Source organism: Ruegeria sp. AK11 (assembly GCF_056541095.1).
Genome location: NZ_JBQFXU010000019.1, coordinates 1 through 21375 on the forward strand (window position 1 = coordinate 1; position 21375 = coordinate 21375).

General features: G+C 55.0%; 19 protein-coding genes. 4 read left to right on the forward strand and 15 right to left on the reverse strand.

Going from position 1 to position 21375, the window contains the following annotated elements; translation table 11 throughout:
• Positions 1 to 617, forward strand: a 617-nt coding sequence (locus tag ACR0D9_RS20045; RefSeq protein WP_480489322.1) for a hypothetical protein, incomplete at its 5' end; no start/stop codon positions are given.
• Positions 618 to 925: 308 nt separating this feature from the next.
• Here the strand turns inward: ACR0D9_RS20045 and ACR0D9_RS20050 are convergent.
• From ACR0D9_RS20050 to ACR0D9_RS20085, 8 genes are all read right to left on the reverse strand, one after another.
• On the reverse strand, positions 926 to 2428 hold the full coding sequence (locus tag ACR0D9_RS20050; RefSeq protein ID WP_480489324.1) for a M81 family metallopeptidase: 1503 nt from the start codon (positions 2426 to 2428) through the stop codon (positions 926 to 928).
• The gene (locus ACR0D9_RS20055) at positions 2428 to 4074 is read right to left on the reverse strand and encodes an amidohydrolase (RefSeq protein ID WP_480489326.1); all 1647 of its coding nucleotides are present in this window, start codon (positions 4072 to 4074) and stop codon (positions 2428 to 2430) included. Before ACR0D9_RS20055 ends, ACR0D9_RS20050 begins: the two co-directional genes overlap by 1 nt.
• Before the next feature lie 12 nt (positions 4075 to 4086).
• Positions 4087 to 5010, reverse strand: coding sequence for an oligopeptide/dipeptide ABC transporter ATP-binding protein (locus ACR0D9_RS20060; RefSeq protein ID WP_480489328.1), 924 nt, complete (start codon positions 5008 to 5010; stop codon positions 4087 to 4089).
• A complete protein-coding gene (locus ACR0D9_RS20065; RefSeq protein ID WP_480540039.1) occupies positions 5007 to 5987 on the reverse strand; it encodes an ABC transporter ATP-binding protein in 981 nt (326 codons plus the stop codon). Before ACR0D9_RS20065 ends, ACR0D9_RS20060 begins: the two co-directional genes overlap by 4 nt.
• Positions 5984 to 6841: an ABC transporter permease gene (locus ACR0D9_RS20070; RefSeq protein WP_480484900.1), complete on the reverse strand. Its 858-nt coding sequence runs from the start codon at positions 6839 to 6841 to the stop codon at positions 5984 to 5986. The genes ACR0D9_RS20065 and ACR0D9_RS20070 overlap by 4 nt, the downstream gene beginning before the upstream one ends.
• 12 nt (positions 6842 to 6853) lie before the next feature.
• Positions 6854 to 7792, reverse strand: coding sequence for an ABC transporter permease (locus tag ACR0D9_RS20075; RefSeq protein ID WP_480484901.1), 939 nt, complete (start codon positions 7790 to 7792; stop codon positions 6854 to 6856).
• 85 nt (positions 7793 to 7877) lie between these two features.
• Positions 7878 to 9443, reverse strand: coding sequence for an ABC transporter substrate-binding protein (locus ACR0D9_RS20080; protein ID WP_480484902.1), 1566 nt, complete (start codon positions 9441 to 9443; stop codon positions 7878 to 7880).
• A gap of 21 nt (positions 9444 to 9464) precedes the next feature.
• Positions 9465 to 11441, reverse strand: a complete 1977-nt coding sequence (locus tag ACR0D9_RS20085; RefSeq protein ID WP_480540040.1) for a CocE/NonD family hydrolase — start codon at positions 11439 to 11441, stop codon at positions 9465 to 9467.
• Positions 11442 to 11569: 128 nt separating this feature from the next.
• Here ACR0D9_RS20085 and ACR0D9_RS20090 point away from each other — a divergent pair, with 128 nt between their 5' ends.
• Positions 11570 to 12331: a helix-turn-helix transcriptional regulator gene (locus ACR0D9_RS20090; protein ID WP_480484904.1), complete on the forward strand. Its 762-nt coding sequence runs from the start codon at positions 11570 to 11572 to the stop codon at positions 12329 to 12331.
• Between the two features lie 227 nt (positions 12332 to 12558).
• Here the strand turns inward: ACR0D9_RS20090 and ACR0D9_RS20095 are convergent, their stop codons facing one another.
• The 7 genes from ACR0D9_RS20095 to ACR0D9_RS20125 all read right to left on the reverse strand — a co-directional run bounded on the left by ACR0D9_RS20095 (position 12559) and on the right by ACR0D9_RS20125 (position 18980).
• Positions 12559 to 12735, reverse strand: a complete 177-nt coding sequence (locus ACR0D9_RS20095) for a hypothetical protein (RefSeq protein ID WP_480489340.1) — start codon at positions 12733 to 12735, stop codon at positions 12559 to 12561.
• Positions 12678 to 12932: a hypothetical protein gene (locus ACR0D9_RS20100; protein WP_480489332.1), complete on the reverse strand. Its 255-nt coding sequence runs from the start codon at positions 12930 to 12932 to the stop codon at positions 12678 to 12680. The genes ACR0D9_RS20095 and ACR0D9_RS20100 overlap by 58 nt, the downstream gene beginning before the upstream one ends.
• Before the next feature lie 218 nt (positions 12933 to 13150).
• Complete coding sequence (locus ACR0D9_RS20105; protein ID WP_480489334.1) at positions 13151 to 14389, reverse strand: Tm-1-like ATP-binding domain-containing protein; 1239 nt, start codon at positions 14387 to 14389, stop codon at positions 13151 to 13153.
• A 26-nt stretch (positions 14390 to 14415) separates the two neighbouring features.
• Entirely contained in the window at positions 14416 to 15900 is a 1485-nt protein-coding gene (locus ACR0D9_RS20110; RefSeq protein ID WP_480484906.1) for an aldehyde dehydrogenase, read from the reverse strand.
• An 8-nt stretch (positions 15901 to 15908) separates the two neighbouring features.
• On the reverse strand, positions 15909 to 17441 hold the full coding sequence (locus ACR0D9_RS20115; protein ID WP_480489336.1) for a tripartite tricarboxylate transporter permease: 1533 nt from the start codon (positions 17439 to 17441) through the stop codon (positions 15909 to 15911).
• 10 nt (positions 17442 to 17451) lie between these two features.
• Entirely contained in the window at positions 17452 to 17988 is a 537-nt protein-coding gene (locus ACR0D9_RS20120) for a tripartite tricarboxylate transporter TctB family protein (protein WP_480484908.1), read from the reverse strand.
• 62 nt (positions 17989 to 18050) lie between these two features.
• On the reverse strand, positions 18051 to 18980 hold the full coding sequence (locus ACR0D9_RS20125) for a tripartite tricarboxylate transporter substrate binding protein (protein WP_480484909.1): 930 nt from the start codon (positions 18978 to 18980) through the stop codon (positions 18051 to 18053).
• A gap of 106 nt (positions 18981 to 19086) precedes the next feature.
• Here ACR0D9_RS20125 and ACR0D9_RS20130 point away from each other — a divergent pair, with 106 nt between their 5' ends.
• Positions 19087 to 19899 (forward strand): IclR family transcriptional regulator, encoded by an 813-nt coding sequence (locus ACR0D9_RS20130; RefSeq protein ID WP_480484910.1) that lies wholly within the window; start codon positions 19087 to 19089, stop codon positions 19897 to 19899.
• Between the two features lies 1 nt (position 19900).
• Complete coding sequence (locus ACR0D9_RS20135; protein ID WP_480489338.1) at positions 19901 to 21253, forward strand: aminotransferase class III-fold pyridoxal phosphate-dependent enzyme; 1353 nt, start codon at positions 19901 to 19903, stop codon at positions 21251 to 21253.
• The last annotated feature ends 122 nt before the right edge of the window (positions 21254 to 21375 follow it).

Genomic DNA, 21375 nt, shown 5'->3' on the forward strand with positions numbered 1-21375 from the left:
TAACCAATATCGAGACCAGCGGGTCGATAACACTCGCGTCTTCAACCCGCGGTGAGTACCTGATCAACGGTACCATCAACCTGACGTATAACGGCAATGCTATTGGGCCAGACAGCCTGCCGGGCTGGCAGGCGCTTCAGGCCGAAGCCTCGGGCGGTGGCTACAAGGTGCTGTGGCAAAATGCGAACGGGTCATATGCTGAATGGACCACGGATGCTTCGGGGCAATACCAAGGCGGTGTTAGCATCGCCAATGTTGTGGATGTCGAAACCTTCTACAGTCACGATATTGATGGAAATGGGACCATCGGTCCTGCTCAACCAAAACTGAGCGCTTTGTTGGCACCGGAAAACAATACCGTGACGGTGGCCGAGGAGTCCGGTGCCTCCGAATGGGACGAAGATGTCGACTATCTGGAATTCGTGCCAGACTTGCCCACCTTCCAGAATGAGGAAGATATCTATGGATTGGTTGTCTCTTGCGTGAAAAACAACATTTACGGGCCTTCGACAACCATCCTGGAAGCTGTGTGGCAAGAAGCCACAGACAATGTGTCAGAAGAGGATGCCAACCTGACAATTGCATCCTTGCTGGAGGATGACAGCTTCTTTTGGTAATGTTGACCCCGCTCAGTAGGAGATGCTGATCGCGCTGCGATTGCCTCGGATACATTTCTGGTGCGAGAGAAGTGTATCTATGCCGAAGAAACGATTCAGTGATGTGCAAGTTGCCTTTGCGTTGTAACAAGCTCTGAGAGAGACGTGGGTCAACTGGTGTATGAAGATGCATTTTGGCCGACTGGCCTCAGGGAATCGTATTCAAGATCCAATCGGGGTCGGGTTTATGTGGACGGCTCAAGGCTGGCCCTTCGGGGTTGAGATATTTGAATCCATTGGGGCGTATCTCACGTCAACAAACTTTCGTTTCACGTCACGTCAAAGGAGGTATGGCGACAGTTGGCCAACCTTCTGTTGATACAAGAATAAGGGACCTTTCCAAGATCGCAGAGGAAAACCCCAGGCGCAGCGACCGCATTTACATGGCTTGCAATTGGTTCGAAATCCGCCCGGAAATGCGCTGTGCTTTTGACGCAGATCACCGAATAACTCAGAGGGTTTAACCCGATATGTGTGAAATGTGCGCGATCCAGGCATTGGTTTCGTATGCTTGTGACGACAAGGTCGATCTCGGCGTCGTGTCCAACCAAGCGAAGCGCAGCTGTCTTGCCAAGCGTAGCTGTTCCGCCGCCATACATTTCACCGGTATAGCGGCACGTTCCATCACTTAAGGAAAGCACTTCAAACTCTGCCCTGAATGGAACATGTCCGGCCAGGTTCGACTTTGCGCCGATAGCCAAAATGATCCGTGCGCCCTCCCCTGCCGCATGGGCCTGAATGGCACTTTCCGGATCATGGAACAGACCCATCAGAACGTTTTTTACCCCGCCCTCAATCAAAGCGGCCAGCAGCCCCGTTGTATCTGACGTTCCGCCTGCGCCCGGATTGTCCTGAACATCGGCTAGAACGATGGGTTTTTCGCGCCTTTGACGACATGTAGAAACGGCCTCTTCCAAAGACAACATCTTACATTCAAGATTGGCCTCACGGGACAGGAACATGCTGACAATCTCTTTGGCAGCCGCAGCCGCTTTTTCAGCAGTCAAGGCATAAGCAAGGCAGGATGGTCCGGTGTCAGGAAAATCCGCCGCCGTAAAACCAAGAGCGATCTCTGCCAGAATGCCTTGCTGTTCAAACCTGACAGGCAATTGATAGATATCACTGATCGGCGCAGAACCCGTGTGTTGCGCATGCAGGGGGATCAGGTAAGGCACCGGTTGGAACGTTTTGTATAGGGTTTCACCCGCCAGCAGGCGACGCAAGACTGGAACGCATCGTGCACCCGCTTCCGCCATATCCAAATGTGGGTAAGTGCGAAAAATCGACAGGTAATCTGAGTGTTCGACCATTTCGGTGGAAATGTTGGCGTGAAGGTCCAAACTTGCAACCACTGGAACGTCTGGACCCACAGTTTCACGAACGCGACGCAAAAGCTCTCCTTCACCGTCAGCAAGGCTTTCGGAGACCATAGCTCCGTGCAGATCAAGATAGACACCATCAATCTGGCCTGCGCCCCATATTCCGTCCAACAGCATCCCGCAGATCGTTTCGAATGCATGATCGGTGACATGGGCGGACGGTTCGGCAGAGCACCACAAAACGGGAATGACATCAAATCCCGCTGCCTGTGCCGCGGCGGTGAAACCCGCGATCGGAAGGTTCATGCCCTCGGTTTCCAGAACAACCTGTGAACCATGCAGCATTCCCGGCCAGGAATCCGCCATCTCAAACTCAGGCATCCCAGCTTTCGTTACACCGAAACAGTTGGTTTCATGTTGAAACCCCGCGATCACAATACGCTTGGTCGCCATTATGCGTGCTCAAACTCTTGTTCAGTACACACAGCGGAAAAAACCCTTTCGCCATAGCGGATGGTTTCAAGCACGACAGTGTCTGACAAGCGGTCCGGGTCGTGCAGTGGATTGCGCGAAAGAACAACAAAATCTGCAATTTTACCCGTTTCTATGGATCCGCGTTGATCTTCCTTGAACACCTGCCACGCGGCTTCAATGGTTTGGGCCCGCAGGGCTGAAATAACGCTGATCTTCTGATCCTCGCCAAGCACACGGCCAGAAGCGGATTTTCGGTTCACCGCGCAATGGGCAAGATGGATTGGACGCGTCGGTGTGACCGAGGCGTCGTTGTGGATCGTGTATCGCACGCCATACCGTTCGGCTGACGCCGCTGGCGATATCCGTTCGGCTCGCTCGGGTCCCAGGAAAGTATCGTAATGACGATCCCCCCAAAAGAAGACATGGGCGGGAAAGAAGCTGACGGTCAGACCAAGCCGGGCCATACGCTCCAATTGGTCATCCCTCAGAACCTGGCCATGGATAATGGTATGTCGATGATCCTGGCGCGGGTGTGCAACAAGCGCCTTTTCCACCGCATCTATGAACATCTCGGCACCGGCATCGCCATTGCAGTGGCAGTGAATCTGCAAGCCCTGACTGTGGAGCTTTTCTACATCCGCAACCAACTGCTCTTGCGAGGTATAGGTCATTCCACAAGGATTATCAGGGCTGGCAGGTTTGAAATATGGAGCAGACAAATACGCGGTCTGTAACTGAAAGGCCCCGTCCGTAAACAGTTTGCGCGGACCCAGCGAAAAATGCGGGTTGCCCGGCCAGCTCGTTCCAATCCAACGCGAAGATAACTCTGGCTCCAGATCTCCGACGGGCAAAAGCTCGATGTCAATTCCCGGATCCTGATCCGCAGGCAGGCTGGCGAAGTGGTCCAGCATGGGCTGCGATGCCCAGGCATTTTGGGCATAGGTCACACCATGGGCCAGGTATTCGCTGCGGCAGGCGTCAAAACCCCGCCAAAACCGGTCGCGGTCAATCAGGAAATCAGTATCGCCCATTTCACCCATGGCCGACAGCCCTTCCATCAATCCGGTCAGTGCTCCGGTTTCCGGATCGCGGCCATAACGGCCCCCCTCTGGATCAGGAGTTTCACGAGTTATCCCGCGTCTTTCCAGCGCGAGAGAATTTGCCACGCCATTATGACCCGACGCGTGAATGACCCAGATTGGATGGCGTTGTGACACGCCGTCCAGTTCGGCCCGTGTGGGCATTCGACCTTCCAGAATGGACGTATTGTCAAAGGACACCCCCATGACCCATTCACCCTCGGGTGTTGCACTCGCCTTTTCGTGAAGCCTGTCCAACGCCTGTGACATGTCTCTGCAATCCCCTAAAGGCGGCGAAGACAGATCGACACGGAACAGCTTAACAAAGCCGGGATCGGGAAAGTGCCCGTGTGGGTCGATAAAGGCGGGCATCAGGGTACGACCCTTCAGATCATGCTCGTGCGCATCCGAAGGCATGCGGGCGCGCAACTCAGCCTCGGCCCCCACTGCCTGAATTCTGTTGCCGTCAGTCAGCACCGCCTCTGGTGAAGAGTTCTGCGCATCCATAGTCAGGATGGTGCCGTTGAAGTAGAGTGTGCTTGGCATTGGATTTCCTAGTTACGACAGCGGGGCCAGACAACGCAGCCCATGGCCGCCCTTTACTTCCCATTCCGGGGTTTGGGTGCAAATGTCTCTGGCAAAGGGGCAACGCTCGCGAAACTCACAGCCAGATGGCCGCTTCAGCAGGCTGGGAGGCTCCCCTTTGAGGGCGATCCGTTCCAATCGCGCATCCGGGTCCGGCTCGGGGTTGGCGCTCAGAAGGCAGCGGGTGTAGGGATGGCGCGGGTTGTTGAAGATCGTTTCGGTTGTGCCCTCCTCGACCAAACGGCCCAGATACATGATGCCCATTCTGTCGGCCACGTGACGCACGACGCTGAGGTTGTGCGTGATGATGACCATCGCCAGCCCCAGCCTTTCGCGCAGTTCGTTGAGCAGGTTCAGCAACTCACCCTGAACCGAGACATCAAGACCGGCAGTCGGCTCGTCCGCAAGGATCAGCTTGGGTTCCAGCGCCAGGGCGCGCGCGACGCCCACGCGCCGGGCCTGACCTCCTGACAGCTGATAGGGATAGCGATCGGCAAAATGCGCGGGCAGGTTCACCATTTCCAATAGGCGCTTGGCCTCGGCATCCAGATCGCGATCTTTCATACCCTGAATGCGATAGGGTTCGGTGATCAGGCTGCGGATTGTCAGGCGGGGCGACAGGCTACCGACCGGGTCCTGAAACATCATCGCCATGTCTTTACGCAGCGGACGCATGACGCTTTCCGGCGCGCCCCGAATTTCCCGACCTTCGAATGTAACCGAACCGTCCTGTGCAGGCGCAAGACCCGCAATCGCGCGGATTACCGTCGTCTTACCCGATCCGCTTTCACCAACCAGAGCGTAAGTTTCGCCAGGTTCTACGGTAAAGCTGACACCCGCCAGAACATTGACCGGTCCATAACTGGTTTTAAGATCCACGACATTCAGCAAGCTCATGTTGCGACCTCCTCGTGGTTCAGCCAGCATGCGGCGTGGTGGCCTTCTTTCAGTTGATCCAGTGGCGGCACATCGGTCGCGCAGCGCGCCATGGCCTGATCGCAACGGTCCCGAAAGATGCACCCCCCGGGCAGGTTGGCCAGATCAGGCACTTCACCGGGGATGGTGGGCAAAACGCGGGCGCGTTCTTTGATGTGGCCGGGATCACATTCGATCAGACGACGTGTATAGGGGTGTTTAGGGTTGTGGAAAATCTCACGCACATCGCCGCTTTCGACAACGGCTCCTGCATACATTACCACCACCCGGTCGCAGAGTTCCGCGATCACGCCCAGATGGTGCGAAATAAACAGAATGGCACAATGAAACTCGCGCTGTAATTCTTGTAGGCGCTCGATGATCTGTACCTCAAGAGTGGCGTCCAATGCAGTGGTTGGCTCATCCGCGATCAAGAGGTCCGGCTCGGACATCAACGCCATTGCTATGGCGATCCGCTGGCGCATCCCACCTGAGAACTCATGCGGATACTGCTTCAGGCGCGCTTCGGGATCGGGGATGCCGACAGCTCCCAGCATCTTGGCTGCGTGGGTCAATTTATCCGCCTTTGACTGCTTTGAGCGATGCTGAATGTCCAGCATCTGCTGCCCGATGGTCAGAACCGGATTGTGCGTTTGCATCGGATCCTGGAAGACAATGGATATGTCTGCACCGCGCAGGTCGCGCATCTGACGCTCGGAAGCCTTCAACAGGTCCTGCTCTTTGAAACGAACCTCACCTTGACGGAACCGCGTATTGGGGGCGGTCAGGCGCAGGATGGATGAGATCAGGGTGGATTTGCCGCATCCGGATTCCCCGACAATACCAACAATTTCACCCTTGTTGACGTTGAATGTGATGTTCCTCAGGGCCTTAAGGTCGCCACGGCCCGTTTCGTAGTCAACACTCAGGCGGTCGATTTCCAGCAGTGTATCGGTCATCGCTGTTTCCTCAATTTCGGGTCGACCACATCACGTAGGCTTTCGCCCAGGAAAGTGAATCCAAGTGTTGCCAGAATGATCGGCAGGCCCCCGCCCACCACCAGCCACGGTGTTTGGCGGATCAGGGAATAGCCATCCTTGAGCAAGGCTCCCCAACTGGGTGTCGGGGGTTTCACACCCAACCCCAAAAATGACAGCCCGGCCTCCAGCGCGATGACGGTGGGTATATCCATGGCTGCCAAGACAGCCAGAACCCCGATGATATTGGGTAGCATGTGCACACCCAGAATACGCGTCATGCTGGCCCCCATTGATCGCTCTGCCAGAATGAATTCGGAATTGCGAAGCGTCAGGGTCTGGGTTCGCGCCACGCGCCCATATGTCGGGATCGAGGTCGCCATGACCACGAATACAACTGTCTGCAAGCTGGGCCCGACAAGGGCCACAACAGCCAGTGCAAACATCACCGTCGGAAAGGACCGGATGGTATCGAAAAACAGCATCAGCAGGTTGTCGAGCCATTTCGGCCCGTACCCGGCTATCATGCCCAAAGTCAGGCCAATCGCCATCGCGCCGAAAACAGCTGGCAGCGCCACTTTAAGCGCAACCTGCCCCCCAGCAATCACCCGCGAAAACGTATCGCGACCCAGCTGATCCGTGCCCAACAGATGCGCCGCGGACGGCCCTTGCAGGCGGGATTTGATATCCATGGCAATGGGATCGTAAGGCACAATCCAGGCAGCAAATATCGCGCAGAACACGATGGTCCCAACGATTATCAAACCCATTAACCCAAGCGGGTCGCGGGCAACCCCGACTATGATCTGGCCAAGTTCGGAACGAGATTTTACCATCACTCCGCCTCCTTAATGAGCCGTGCGTGCGCGTGGATCGAGTAGCGCGTTGATCAGATCGGCCAAGGCGGTCGACACAACGAACAGTGCCGTTGATACAAGGACCGAACCCATCACAATCGGATAGTTTCGGGTCGTGATGCTGTCGATGACCAGCTTACCCAAGCCTGGTCGGGCAAAAACGATTTCGGCAAAAACGGCTGAGCTGAGCAGAAAGCCCATCCCGACCCCGATCACGGTGACCACGGGTAGAATTGCGATACGCAATGCGTAAACCATGACCACGCGACGTTCCGCGATACCAAAGGCCCGGGCGGTACGCACATGGCTTTCACCCATGACCTCGAGCATCGACGCCCGTACCAGCCGTGCGATATATCCTACCCAGCTGAGCCCTATGGCGAATGCAGGCAAAACCAGATGGTCAAGGCGGTCCCAGAACCCCTCTCCTGCCCCAATGGCGGGAAACCACTGCAAATTAACGGCGAAAACCAACAAAGCCAAAAGCGCAACAACAAAGGCCGGAGCGGCAACAAAACTGACGGAAATTGCGGCGGCGATCCGGTCGATCATCGTGTTTGGATGCGCAGCCGCATAAGCGCCAAGTGCGATACCAAGACTTGCGGACCACAGGATTGATGCAAAAATCAGCTCCAGAGTGAACGGCAATTGCTGAAACACAATCTCAGTCACAGACCGACCCGAGAAGACATCGGTGCCAAGGTCACCCTGCAAAAGGTTCGAGTAAAAGATCAGCAGCTGTTTCCAGATCGGTTGATCAAGACCAAGTGCGGCGGTGAGTTGGGCCTGAAGCTCGGGTGTGGCGCGCGGACCCAGCATGATCTGGACCGGATCGCCTGGTACAGCGCGGATCATCAGGAACATGACGGTGACCGCCACGAAAAGGATGAGCAGCGACAGCCCGAAGCGACGGGTTGCGAAGTTCAGCATGGCCAACTGGCTCCTTGTGGCTGGATGGCGTTGGTTATGGAGCGGCGAGTGTCAGCGCCCGCCGCTCCCTGTCGACCTGGGGAGGTCAGGTCGACTTGCCAAAGTAACGCAGCAGCGACAGCCCATCCGGGCGCAATGCAGGAATGACACCTGCGCTGTGAATGACCGGTGTTGCCTCGTGTGTGATGAAGCGATAGGCACCGCTTTCTTCCATCAAGTCCTGCGCACGCTGGTACATTTCAGCCCGCTTTGCGATATCTGTTTCCCCAGCCGCAGCTTCGTGGATTTCGTTGAACTCTGCGCTGTTAAAGCGTTCCCAATTCCACTTGCCAATTTGCTCGGGCGTAAACCACGACGTCGCATAATACGGGTCCGGCGTCATCGAATAGCGGTTCAGAACAAGTTGCAGGTTTTCGTTGTCGCCAGACGCCCAGAACGCACCGGATTCCAGAACATTCACCTCAACTGTGATACCGATTTGCGCCAGCGTCGCCTGAATGATCTGTGCAGTTGTCGTGAACGTTGTCTTGTTTAGCGTGTCGAGGGTCAGAGTGACGTTGGTTTCACCCGATTCCGCAAGCAGTTGCGCCGCTTTTTCGAAATTTGCCTCAGGTGGCACCAGCGAAGACGGCCGATGCCCAGCCAAACCCGGAGCAATGATCCCGGTTGCCGGTTCGGCTGCACCAAAATAGGCAGCCTCCAGAATGCTGGGGACATCTATGGCATGTTGAATCGCCTGTCGCAGCTTCTGATTTTGCAGCTTTGGATGTTCAACATTCATTCCCATCCAGACATAGTAAAGCGAGGGTTTCTCAACCAGCGATCCTCCATTGGGAACACCAGCGCGATAACGTTCGACTGAACCCAGCGACACGCGAGTTACGTCCAGTTCGCCCGCTTCAAACGCGATCTCGGCGGTGTTTTCGTCGTCGATCGGATAGATCTCGATTGTGTCCCATGTCGGAGCATCGCCCTTCCAGTCGGGGTTGCGCTTAAGAACCGTTTTTTCCTTGGGCGACCAGCTGTCCCGCAGATATGGGCCGGACTCTGCCACCGGATCAGCACCGATCCGGCCACCGGCTGCTTCGACCGCTGCTTTCGAAACAATGTTTCCGGTGATGTAAGGCAGGGCAATTGACCAAATCGGTGCGAAGGGTTTGTTCAACACAATCGTCCCTTCGCGTTCACCGGTCACTTCAACATGGCTGAACGGTCCCAGGTCGGGTTTGTTTGGGCTGTCGGTCGCGTCATCCACGATCCGTTCCATGCTGAACTTGACGTCCTCGGCGGTCATGGCGCCAAAGCCGTTGGTGAAGCCGATATCGTCACGCAATGCAAACTTGATATGGGTGGGGTCAACCTGCTCGATCATCGTTGCCGCGTCGAGCTGCCAGCCCCATTCCTCGCCTGGCTTATACTGGATCAGCTTGTTGTAGATCGAGGCATGTACCTCTTCTTCCACGACACCAACCGAGTGGGCCGGATCCATATTCTGTGCATCGCCGTAGGCCCGTACCCGCAGAACACCGTCGTCTGCTGCAAATACGCGATTTGCCCACCCCATCGGAAGCGCCGTGGTCGCTCCAAGCGCGGTTGCGCCTTTCAGGAACCCGCGACGACCAACATTGGCCTTTGTCCATTCTATCTTCATAGTATCCTCCCTAGGATTAAGTCAGAGAAATCCGCGTGGAATGGTTTCCGACCATTCCTTTGTCAGGACTTCGGTTTCATCGGCACCTTCGGTGGCGCGAAGTTTGCGGTAGAGGTAGAAATTCTGCGTGTCGCAACTCATGCGGCACTCGGTCGAGATGGCGACCTGCCACTCCGCCCGTTCGAATGTGAAATTCCAGGCCGTCTCAAACCGGGCAGTGGCCGGGTCATCCGGGTTAATGCCGTAATGCATGCGCACATCACTGCCGACAATCAGGCCGTGATAGGGATCGCGTGATTTACCATAGTCGTCAAACGTCTCAAGCACGATCCGGCCGTCTTCTGTTTCTTTACGTTCGGAATGCGACGCAGGTGTCCGCAATTGATCGGCTGCAAGAACCGGAAACTTCGGCGCCGGACCGGGTTCGGAAGCTTGGATTTCACGCGATACTTCGCGCACCGGCAAATGCAGGGCGCAGTCCTGCAAATGCAATGTCACCTGTGCCTGGTTTGGCGATGGCCAGATGATTGGCCAGTAGGACGTCGACAGGGCCAGCCGCAACACATGACCCTCACGCAGTCGATGCGCACATTCGTTTAGGGCAACCTCGGCCTCATATTCCTCGCCGGGTTGTAAGAATTCAGGTGTCTCGTGATCGCGGAAATGGCATAAGTTCAACGACCGGTAGCTGATGCGCTGTGAAATACCCTCGGGTGATACATCGCATAGGCGCGCAATAATCTGAGCGACAGGCTTGTCTACTGAAAACCGAAAATTCAGTCTTGCGCGCCCCAACAATTCCAGCGGCGCACGCAATGGCGCGCTGTCAAAGCACAGCGACAATGCATCGTCGCTTGCCTGGTCGTCGGGCAGCTCGTTATCGATCCGCATACCTGCACAAAAATACCCGCTTTGCATGCCCAAATGGCAGGGCGACGAAATGGCTGCGGAACCTTGGGCTGGGGTAGGGGAAAATTCGCCCGGTGCCAGATGCCAGATCTGTTCATGTACGTGCGGCGATGGCCAGCGACCTTCAGCTATCCAGCGACCTTGCCGAGGGCTGTTTTTCGGTGTCGGGTTGAAATGCTCCTGCATGTATGTCCGGTACGCAGGCAAATCTTCTGCGCCGTTTTCCTGTTCTTTCAACCAGCGATCAAACCAGCCGATGACTTCGGAATGGAAATCCGCAGGATCAATTTTCGAGATATGCGCGTATCGATGCTCCCATGGCCCGATGACGGCCTTGGTGGGCGATGTCAGGTTGGCTGTCAAAGCAGGCGGGGCATTTACATACGCATCTGCCCAGCCGGTTATGGCCAAAACCGGGGTTTGGATAGCAGACCAGTCTTCGCAAACCGAGCCGTGCTTCCAGTATGTGTCCCGTGTCTGATGACGCAGCCAATCGGCGGCTGAAAATGGAACGTTTTGCAGCCGCATCAGCCAATCCTCTCGCCAGTCTGCGCGTAAGGCCGGATCTGCGGGCCTGGTCAGATAAGCGAACATCTGACTACCCCAGTTCATGTTGTCGCTCAGCAGGCAACCACCCATGAAATGGATGTCATCTGCATAGCGATCCACGGTCGAGGCGACGCTGACGACGGCCTTCAACGCAGGCGGTTGCCGGAAAGCCAGTTGCAAACCATTAAACCCACCCCAAGATATTCCGATCATCCCAACGTGACCGTCGCACCAATCCTGCGCTGCGATCCATGCGATGACTTCTTCACCATCACTCAGTTCCTGTTCCGAGTATTCATCGTCGAATTGCCCTTCGCTGTCGCCCGTACCCGCTATATCGACCCGAACGCAGGCATAGTCAGCCTCGGCAAATACCTTATGTGTTGTTTCATCCCTGGGCGCTGTGCCGTCGCGTTTGCGGTAAGGCAGGTATTCCAGAATGGCCGGAGCTGGACCGGTTTCGGGTAACCAGAGTCGAGCAGCAAGCCTCCGCCCGTCGGAGAGTGTGATCCATGTGTTTTCGACGGTTTTAACTGGCATCCGAGAGCTTGTTTTTTGCGAGCTGATGCCGAAGAAGAAAACAATTTGCAGAAAAAACAAATTGTGCAATCTTATGCGAAGTGATGCTATTTGCAGCGAAATAGCGTCAAATAGCGAAGGGTTTTTCCATGTCCCAGTATTTTTCTGCCAACCTGAAGTCGCTATGCGCAGAACACGGCAATATTTCAAAGATTTGTCGGGATATTGGCGTCAACCGGCAGCAATTCAATCGGTATCTGAATGGCTCCAGCCTGCCTTCGGCCCACAACATGCGTCGGATCGCGCGCCATTTCGGCCTGACAGAAGCCGAACTGTTCGCTGAAACTGCTTACTTTGAGCAAATGCTAAAGGACGTCTTACCACCATCCGGAAAAACGCCCGCAGACGCGTTTTTGGATCCTTTTCGGGGCCAACACAAAAACCTCAGGCGCTATGTTGGTTTCTATCACTCGTTTTTCTGCACGCCTTCCTGGGAAGGGAAGATATTTTGTTCGTTAATCCGTATTCAGGAAGTTGATGGGCTTTTCACAATCCGGTCCCGCGAAATCGCCACATCACAAGACAAAAGCATGCACCAGATTTCCCGTTACGTTGGTTTGGTGACAATGCGGGGAAACAGGATATTTATAACCGAACATGAGTTGATGCGCGAAGGCAGCGTTGCCAATACCATCTTATATTCAGCGCACCGCCAGCAACTAAAGTATCTGCGGGGAATGACGATGGGTGTTGCTTGGCGGCCTTACCCGCATCCCTATGCCGCCAAAACAATCTGGAAGCGCCTGCACGAGCGGGTAACCGCGCGTGAGGCCATTGCCGCCTGTGGTATCTACTCAACTCATAGTACCAAGATTGATCCAACTGTCAGGAAGCACCTTACCGAGGAGTGAAGTGTCGGAAGGATGTATGTGACGCTCTGTTTTTTTTCAGGATCACACCCGGCATATCAATTTGGCTTTGCTATTCTGCTTACGCGTGTCCTTTTGGTGGTGTGCGGGTGTAAAGGTACTAGGGACGTTACCGTTTTTTGTACCGTAGCCCATAGATAGTGACCCAACAGTTCATAGTGACACGATCAACTCGAGCTTTTCGCTCCGATAGTCACTGTCTGGTCCAATCAAACCGGAGACGTGTCCATCAGAATGATCGCTTTTCTCGTATTACTCGTCCAGATATGCGAAAGCCGATATCCTTGTTCCTTGCCGTCGCGGTCTAAAGCAATTTCTGCACCGAAGATCAGACTGAATCCGCGTGCGTTTCCAATAACGGCATGTTTCTGCGCCAGCGCTTCCATTCATTTGCGAACATGCAATCCCACATTTTTCGCGCTCTCCAGCAATTGCTGTCTTTGATCTCTTCCAATACCGCCATCGCTGCAGCACAGAAAACGGGGTTGCTATCAAACGTTCTGAAATAGCGATATCCCCTAAGAAAAGTAACAAGGAATTCTGCTCGTGTAACAACACCACCCACCGGATGGCCATTCGTCATTGGTTTCCCCAGTGCCGTGATACCTGGCAGGATACTCCTTCACCCCTAACAAAATGGACCGGGTCGCCTTAGAGGGATGATACATTGGGTCCAAGCAGCTTTGTCTTGTCGGCAATAAGCTGATCTTTTTCCTGTTATGGTATGCAACTTTCGCAGGTATCCCTCGAGGCGGCGCCACGGCGTCCGAAGGCAAAATGCATTTGTTGGAATGACGAAGGTCAGCGATTTTTGCTGATCACACCCTGCTCGACCCAGGCATCAAATTGCACGAGGACCGCTTCGCTGAACGCGTTGTCGTTGATATGAGCGTCAAGTTCCGTCATCGGCACACGACCCGGTATAACCTTGCGTGCCTCATCCACCATATCTGCCAGTGCTTCAGGATCATGCGCCGCCTCGCCTTCTTTGTCCCATGCTTCAACCCCCTGAACAGGCAAGAAAAAGTGGACAGGTCCCGTTGCGGCCTCCATTCGGTTGGCCAGTTCACGGATCCAAGCACGGCGTTCATCCCCATTGAAGACGGAACTCTTGATCAATCGGTTATGCACGTGAAACGGACGACCAGAATATTGGTCGGGGATGTCCTGCCAGCCCGCGAAATCCAACAGGTCCAACGCTCCGGGCGCGATCATCTGCGGTGTGCCTACGCGACCTGCACTGGTTGCACGCTCCTCGCCGCTGGACACGACAGAGCCCGCCATAAAATTTCCGAATTCCTGCATGCAGAAATCCATCACGCAGGCAAATGCGCCCTCGCCAGCCAGCTTTTCAAATGCCATGCCACCCATGCCGGTAGAGTGGAAAACCGCCACCTCAAAACCGCGTTCCTCCAACGCCGGTTTCAACGTCTTCATGTAGCGCAGACAAGACGAGCCAAGACTGGTCATTCCTATCAATGGCTTGCTGCGGTCCGGTGCAATAGCGGCCTTGGTCGCGCCAACAACTGCCCCGGCTGCCTGGCTGAGTGAAGACTGGCAAATCGAGTTCATACCATAGAGCCCGCCGGCCCACAGGATCATCTGAATATCCGGCGCCAGACGATGCGGAGGGATCAGAGGAGAAAAGCTGACAGTGGACACAATGTATTTTGGCACACCCATCGGCAGCGCTTGTGCACAGTCCAGCGCCAGATCGGTGCCCATGGTACCGCCGGTGGCCAGCATCCCGTCAAAGCGGCCATCGGCATAGGCCTGGGCAACCACTTTTGCGGCACCCGCGGACATTACCCGAAAAGCTTTATTTTCATCCCCCTGTGCGATGACTTCATCAATGGTCATGCCACCGGCAGAAGCGACGTCGTGCTTTGAGATGTCTGTTGGCGTCTTGGGATCACCCAGCACTGAGACATCCATTGTCAGTACATCAGCGCCCTGTGCGCGAATTGCGTTTTCAATGAAACGCATCTCGGCTTCTTTCGTGTCATAGGTGCCGATCAGCAGGATCGTTTTCATAGTCATAAGCTCCTCCTTCGTTCCGCCGCCATTCAGAGCTTGATCCAAGCCGTTTTCAGGTCGAAGTATTTCTCAAGCGCGTGCAAAGACTTGTCGTGCCCATTGCCGGACTGGCGCACTCCTCCAAGCGGTACGGTCAGATCAGCACCGCCATAGGTGTTCACATGCACGACGCCTGTGCGGATACCAGCCACCATACGGTGGGCGCGGCCAAGGTTAGATGTCCAGACACCGCCAGCCAGGCCATACACGGTGGCGTTCGCCAACCGGATCGCGTCTTCTTCGTTTTTGAAGGGGGTCACCGCCAGAACGGGGCCAAAGACTTCGTTCTGAAACAAGTGGTCCGTCTCTTTTACCCCGGCCATTACGGTCGGAGACATATAATAGCCGCCACTCTCCATCAGGATGCGATTACCACCGGTGCGCCGCTCTGCCCCTTCCGCCTCGGCTTTGGCAACAAAATCCAGATTGGCCTCAAGTTCCGGCAGGCTGTGAACGGCACCAATCTGGCTGTTCAGGTCCAGCGGATCGCCGACGCGAAAGTTTTCAGCATGGCGCGAGACTTCGGCCACGAAATCCTGGTAGATATCTTCCTGAACAAGAAGGCGAGAGCCAGCAACGCAGACTTGACCGGAGTTGCGGAAGATTCCCGCTACGGACACTTTGGCGGCCTCGGCCAGATCCGGGGCGTCGTTGAAGACGATGTTGGCTGACTTACCGCCCAACTCAAGGTAGCAGCGCTTCAGATTGGAACGAGCTGAATACTCCAGCAACCGACGACCCGTCGCACCTGACCCAGTGAACACCATAATGTCTACATCCATCGACAGTGCCAGTGCCTCGCCCACAACCGAGCCGCGCCCTGTCACGACGTTGAACACGCCATCCGGAACCCCGGCTTCAGCAGCCAGTTCAGCAATCTTCAAAAGGCTGAGCGAAGCGCTTTCTGCGGGTTTCAATACTACGGAATTGCCTGCCGCAAGGGCCGGAGCAATTTTCCAGCTGCCGATCATCAGCGGAAAATTCCACGGTACGATTGCACCCACCACGCCGACCGGAGCATGGTGTACCAGGCCAAGAATATCGTGACTGGTTGGCGCGATCTGGCCATAAATCTTGTCGATTGCTTCGGCATAGTACCGAAATGTCGCCGCCGCCGAAAGCGCCTCGGCTTTATAGGCCATGCTGATCTCGGTGCCGTTGTCGCGCACTCCCAGAACAGAGATTTCCAGCGCACGCTCTTCGATCAGATCCGCCAGCTTCAGCAACACTTTCTTGCGCCCTGACGGTGCCATTCCGGACCATCGCCCGTCCTCGAAAGCAACCCGAGCGGCCAGGACGGCAGCTTCAATGTCCGCCACGCTGCCATCGGCGATCCTAGTCAGAGGTTGGCCATCGATGGGGGACAACACTTCAACCTGCACACCCGTTTCACCGTCAGTGAAATTGCCGTTAATGAAGTGGCCGCGCGGGGCGACTTGCTGCATTCGCAGCGCGTCGATTAGGGACTGATCCATGGATATTCTCAACCTTGTTGATTTGGGTGATCTGCATCGACGGGTTCGGCGTTTGGTTCTGGTCGCAGCTTATTTCTGAACTCGAAGTACAGAGCCCGAAAGTGCAGAATGAGGATCAGAACAATCATACCGAACAAGATGGCGGCAATCGGTCTATCAACAAAATCCAGCGGTGAATTAACCCGAGCCATGGCGCTGCGGAGCTTGACCTCCATAATGCCGCCCAAAACCATGCCGAGGATGATCGGAACGATCGGCAAGTCCAGCCGTTTGAGGATCAGACCGAACACTCCAAATGCCGCGGCCAATGCACAGTCGGTGATCGAGTTGCGCAGGCTGTATACGCCGACAAACGCCAGGATCAGGATCATGATGCCCAGAAAACGAGTTGGAATCTGAATGATCTTGAGCAGCAAATTGGTCGAGAACAGCAAAAACACCAGAACGATCACGTTCAGCAGGATCAACGCCATATAGAGGGCCATGACGAAATCCATCTGGTTTTCGAACAGCTGCGGCCCGGGTATCACATTGTGCACGTAAAAGACTGACAACATCATTGCCGTCAGTGCCTCGCCAGGAATACCCAGCGCCAGCAGCGGGATCATCGCCGCTCCGGGAACAGCATTGTTTGCGGATTCAGAAGCCACCAGCCCTTCGGGCGAACCATCGCCAAAGGCTTCTGGATTTTTAGAGGTTTTTTGTGCGTATGTGTATGACAGGAATTGCGAGGTGAACTCGCCGGTGCCCGGCACCATGCCCATGAACACGCCGATGCTGGATGACACGGTTGCAATACGCTTGAGGCCAAGCAGCTCTATTAATCCCGCAAAGATGCTTCCGCCAACATGTGCTTCACCCGGTGCATGGTTTTTTTCCAGCAACAGAAGCAATGCCTGACTGATTGCGAACAGCCCCAGCACAACAACAATCAGGTCTACCCCAGAAGCCAGCCAGCTTTGCTCGAACGTGAAACGACGGGTGTATTTGACCGGCTCCAGCCCGACAGTGTTCAAGAACAGACCAAATGCCGCCAGCATGCCCGCTGCAAAGATCTGGCCGCGATGAGCGAGAATTACCAATATGATGCCAAGCAACGCGGCTAGGAAAATCTCACGGCTGCCAAAATGCGGGGCAACGAGTGCTAGGACGGGAGACAAGAGCATAAGGCAAATTATCGAAAAGATGCCTCCAAAAAATGACGCCGAATAGGCCAGTGACAACGCCCGATGACCCTGGCCGCGCTTCGTCATTGGATAGCCGTCATAGGTGGTCAAGGCATTGACTGCAGTGCCCGGTGTATTGATCAGGACGGCAGGGATTGCACCGCCATACATCGAGGACCCATAGATGCCTAGCAGCAGGGTCAGGCCAACGATGGGTTCAAACGCGAAAGTGGCGGGTAACAGAATGGCAATTGCCACCGGCGCTCCCACCCCTGGCAGAGCGCCAATAATCACGCCTCCGATTGACCCGATCAAAAGCGCAACGATTACCGGCCACTGCGCAAGTATCGAAAAACCTGATAATAGAGCATCCATCAGCGAAACCTCAAAGATACGTCAGCGCAAACGCGCGAACCGTGTCGGGTAAATACTCATAGAGAGCGCCGGCCGGGATTTTCACCTGCAAGAAAGCCCTGAAGATGACCGTGACACAAACGCCGAACAATGCGGCACAACCGATACCCTTAGCATCGCGAAACCCGGTGCGAATTGCCAAAAACACGGCAAATATTACCGTCGCGGGAAGATACCCAAGCAAGGGAACAGCTTTTACGTAAACGAGGAAGTAGAAAACATATTCAAACGACCTCAACCAGAATGCCACTTCGGTCCACCGTCCGTGACGCCGCTGTGACATTGCTGAACTGAGCCAGTGCAGAAATCCGAAAATCACCATGGCCCAGAGGGCTATCATTGGCCAAAGACTGGGTTGCGCAAACCACTTGGTTCGCTTGACGATTTGTGTCTGCTCGTCCAGCTGCATTAACAAAAAGACAGCAAACGCAAGGAACACGAACGCAAAAACTACATCGCCAGGACGGCGATATCGTTTGAACATGTCCTGTAAGGTTTTCGCGATCATCTCTACCTCCCCACCGATTAAAATAGGCCCGGCAGTTTGAATCCTGCCGGGCCAATCTTGAGTTATTCGCCCAGAATCTCTTCGATTTTGGCGAAAGAGGCTTTGTCTTTTTCAATCTGCGCGTTGGAGGCGTCCGGGTCCTGCCAGTAGATCAGTGCACCTGTTTCCTCGGCAAGCTGCTTGGCTTTGTCGGAGCTCAGAGCCTTTTGAGCGGCTGCCGAGATCTTCTCGCGCGCCTCTGCCGGGGTGTCTTTGTGAACGAACAGACCGTTCCATAGTGCCAAAGGCAGGTCAGGATTTAGCTCGACAACAGTCGGAGTGTCAGGGACCAGGGGAATCCGCTCACCGCCGATGCTGGCCAGAACATTCACCTGATCTAAGCAGGGTAGTATAAGTTGAAGTGTCGTGTTGATCACGTCCACGTCGCCTGAAGTCAGGGTGTTGCAGTCCAGAGCATCAAATGCGGCTTCACTGGCGAAATCAAACCCGCTGCTGACAGCAGCTGCGAATGTCACCTGGGTGGGGGGCAGGACAGAGCCGAAATGCCCCAGTGCAACATCGTTATCTTTGCCATGTTCCACCAACTCCTCCCAAGATGAGAAGGGTGCGTCTTTGCTGGACGCTATCACGAACGGATAGGTCAGGAAGATGCCAATTGGGTCAAATGGGTTGGGGTTCAGCTCTGGAATGCCAATCTCGGGGCCAATCACCGGCACGCCTATTACAAAAGAGCCGACCGTATAGCCATCACCCGGAGCAGTGGCGACTTCGACAGCACCAGGGAACGGACCACCACCACCGCCAGGCTTGTTCACGACTGCTGCTGGTACGCCGTACATTTCCTGAAATTCATCTGCGATCAGACGTGTCAATACATCCTCCAGATCGCCCGGAGGCCACGGAACGACGAAGGATACAGGTTTCTCTGGATACTCAGCGAAAGCAGCTGATGCAGAGACCGCCATTACGGCAGCGGTAAGAATTTTCTTCATAGACTCCTCCCATTGATGGTTCAAATAATGAACCGATAAGTCATGTTTATTGTTGCGTTGTTAATTACATTGTGTCAAGTATTCTCTTAAGGAGGAGGAGTAACTTATGGGAACTGCTCTTAATGCTTTGAGATTGTTGGAGTTATTCTCCAACGCACGGCCCGAAATCGGGCTGACCCAGATGGCTCGGCTATCTGGTGTCAATAAGGCGACTGTTCTTCGGCATCTGCGTGAACTGGAAGAGTTCGGATTGATCGAGCAGAATCAGGGAACAAAATCCTTTATGATTGGCCCGGCGGCACTGCGTCTTGCCGCGTTACGCGAGATTGCAAATCCCGGCCTCAAAGCAGCGCGCCTAAAAATGCAGGCCGCGATGCAACAAGCAGGAGAAAGCCTGCACCTTTCTCTTCTGGAAAATGATGTTCTTCAAACGGCGCTAGTGGTCGAGACAACTCAGCACAGCGTTCGAGTTAGCCTAGACCCCACGGAAGTCCTTCCGCTCAACGCCACAGCCTCAGGGTTGTGCATGCTTTGTTTTGGCCCTCCTGCACTTTTGGAAGGCCTCAAAAATCGCGACTTGCCCCGTATTACTGCCTCTACGCTAACGAACCTTGAACTCATTCAAGAACGTCTCGTCGAAGTAAAGGAAACCGGTTGGTCCTATAGTAACGGAAGTTTCGAAACCGGTGTTCATGGCTTTGCAGCCCCGGTTTTCGGAATTGATCAACTGGCGCTTGGGACGGTTTCATTCGCGGTTCCTGAAATCAGAACCGCAGGCGACCGGCAGCCGCCCCTACTGAATACCCTGAAACAAGTTTCGCAAGAGCTTACGGCAATCTTTGGTGGCCAGGCTCCTGCAAACTTTCCAACTGAGTTTCGACCGAGTGTTCGGTCGGACGAAATTCCCGGAGAATTTTGAAATGAAGGATTCCAACTTCCTGAAGGAAAACAACGCCCGCTATTTTTGGCACCCGATGGCGCACCCTGCCGACAGCCAAAAGAACCTACCAACCATTTTGGTCGGCGGCGAAGGGGTTAGCATCATCGATGTGGACGGCCACAAGGCCATCGACGCCGTGGGAGGGTTGTGGAACGTCAATCTGGGTTATTCCTGCGAGCCAGTGAAGCAGGCGATTGCCGACCAGCTGAACGCTTTGCCCTATTATTCAACTTTCCGTGGCACCAGTAACGACAAGGCGATCGAATTGTCATACGAGCTGGCCCGGTTCTTCGAGCCAGATGGATTGACCCGCGCGTTCTTTACTTCGGGCGGCTCCGATTCGGTTGAAATCGCACTGAAATTGGCACGACAGTACCACAAGGTACGCGGCGAGGACGGGCGCACCAAATTCATAAGCTTGAAACAGGGGTACCACGGGACCCATTTCGCTGCAGCGTCGGTCAACGGCAACCAGAAGTTCCGTGCTGCCTACGAACCGATGATGCCTGGATGTTTCCACATCCCGGCACCATGGACTTATCGCAATCCCTTCGACGAGACCGATCCCGAGCGTTTGGCACAGCTTTGCGTCAAAGCATTGGAAGCTGAGATTGCGTTCCAGGGCGCAAATACTGTTGCAGCGTTCATCATGGAACCTGTTTTGGGTGCTGGTGGTGTAATTCCACCGCACGAGAGCTTCATGCCGTTGGTGCGCGAGGTCTGCTCGAAACACGGCGTTCTGTTGATCTCGGATGAAATTATCACAGCCTTTGGCCGCACCGGCAGCGAAAGCGGAGCCCGGCACTGGGGTGTGCAGCCTGACATTATGACGACGGCCAAGGCTATTACGAACGGGTATTTCCCATTCGGCGCTGCGATGATTTCCGGTCAAGTTGCCGAAGTGTTCGAACGCGACACCACTGGCAAAGCGTCCGTCGATCAGGGCTACACCTATTCCGGCCATCCGGTCGGAGCGGCAGCAGCCTTGGCAGCACTTGCGGAAATTAACCGCCTGCGGGTGTGGGAGAACGCCGCCGCTCGTGGGGATGAACTGTTTACCGGCCTGAAAAGGCTGGCCGACAAGTACGACGTGGTCGGCGACGTGCGCGGCGGTGAGGGCCTGATGTGTGTGCTGGAACTGGTCTCGGATCGCAGCACCAAAGCACCGATTGCCAAGCATCTTCCGTTGCAGGTGCAGAAGGTTGCATATGATGACGGTGTCATGGTTCGGGTGTCGGGTAACAACATTATTCTGTCGCCACCACTGATCATCACGGCTGACGATGTGTCCAAGATCCTGTCGGCGCTGGATACCGGTTTGGCGAGCCTTTAAAATCTTCCCTGACCTCGCCGTTACAAGGCGGGGTCAGACTTTGACGGCTTGTAGTTCTTCGAGCAGGTCGAGGAGTTGGTTGAGTTTTTCTCGTCCCATTTGTTTTTCGATGCTTTGGTAGA

What these genes read in the sequence shown, in the direction of transcription:
- ACR0D9_RS20135 (WP_480489338.1), top strand. Translation starts at nt 19,901, where the DNA reads ATGAAGGATTCCAACTTCCTGAAGGAAAACAACGCCCGCTATTTTTGG.
- ACR0D9_RS20115 (WP_480489336.1), bottom strand. Translation starts at nt 17,441, where the DNA reads ATGGATGCTCTATTATCAGGTTTTTCGATACTTGCGCAGTGGCCGGTA.
- ACR0D9_RS20050 (WP_480489324.1), bottom strand. Translation starts at nt 2,428, where the DNA reads ATGGCGACCAAGCGTATTGTGATCGCGGGGTTTCAACATGAAACCAAC.
- ACR0D9_RS20065 (WP_480540039.1), bottom strand. Translation starts at nt 5,987, where the DNA reads ATGACCGATACACTGCTGGAAATCGACCGCCTGAGTGTTGACTACGAA.
- ACR0D9_RS20090 (WP_480484904.1), top strand. Translation starts at nt 11,570, where the DNA reads ATGTCCCAGTATTTTTCTGCCAACCTGAAGTCGCTATGCGCAGAACAC.
- ACR0D9_RS20085 (WP_480540040.1), bottom strand. Translation starts at nt 11,441, where the DNA reads ATGCCAGTTAAAACCGTCGAAAACACATGGATCACACTCTCCGACGGG.
- ACR0D9_RS20080 (WP_480484902.1), bottom strand. Translation starts at nt 9,443, where the DNA reads ATGAAGATAGAATGGACAAAGGCCAATGTTGGTCGTCGCGGGTTCCTG.
- ACR0D9_RS20105 (WP_480489334.1), bottom strand. Translation starts at nt 14,389, where the DNA reads ATGACTATGAAAACGATCCTGCTGATCGGCACCTATGACACGAAAGAA.
- ACR0D9_RS20060 (WP_480489328.1), bottom strand. Translation starts at nt 5,010, where the DNA reads ATGAGCTTGCTGAATGTCGTGGATCTTAAAACCAGTTATGGACCGGTC.
- ACR0D9_RS20055 (WP_480489326.1), bottom strand. Translation starts at nt 4,074, where the DNA reads ATGCCAAGCACACTCTACTTCAACGGCACCATCCTGACTATGGATGCG.
- ACR0D9_RS20120 (WP_480484908.1), bottom strand. Translation starts at nt 17,988, where the DNA reads ATGATCGCGAAAACCTTACAGGACATGTTCAAACGATATCGCCGTCCT.
- ACR0D9_RS20110 (WP_480484906.1), bottom strand. Translation starts at nt 15,900, where the DNA reads ATGGATCAGTCCCTAATCGACGCGCTGCGAATGCAGCAAGTCGCCCCG.
- ACR0D9_RS20100 (WP_480489332.1), bottom strand. Translation starts at nt 12,932, where the DNA reads ATGACGAATGGCCATCCGGTGGGTGGTGTTGTTACACGAGCAGAATTC.
- ACR0D9_RS20130 (WP_480484910.1), top strand. Translation starts at nt 19,087, where the DNA reads ATGGGAACTGCTCTTAATGCTTTGAGATTGTTGGAGTTATTCTCCAAC.
- ACR0D9_RS20075 (WP_480484901.1), bottom strand. Translation starts at nt 7,792, where the DNA reads ATGCTGAACTTCGCAACCCGTCGCTTCGGGCTGTCGCTGCTCATCCTT.
- ACR0D9_RS20070 (WP_480484900.1), bottom strand. Translation starts at nt 6,841, where the DNA reads ATGGTAAAATCTCGTTCCGAACTTGGCCAGATCATAGTCGGGGTTGCC.
- ACR0D9_RS20095 (WP_480489340.1), bottom strand. Translation starts at nt 12,735, where the DNA reads ATGGAAGCGCTGGCGCAGAAACATGCCGTTATTGGAAACGCACGCGGA.
- ACR0D9_RS20125 (WP_480484909.1), bottom strand. Translation starts at nt 18,980, where the DNA reads ATGAAGAAAATTCTTACCGCTGCCGTAATGGCGGTCTCTGCATCAGCT.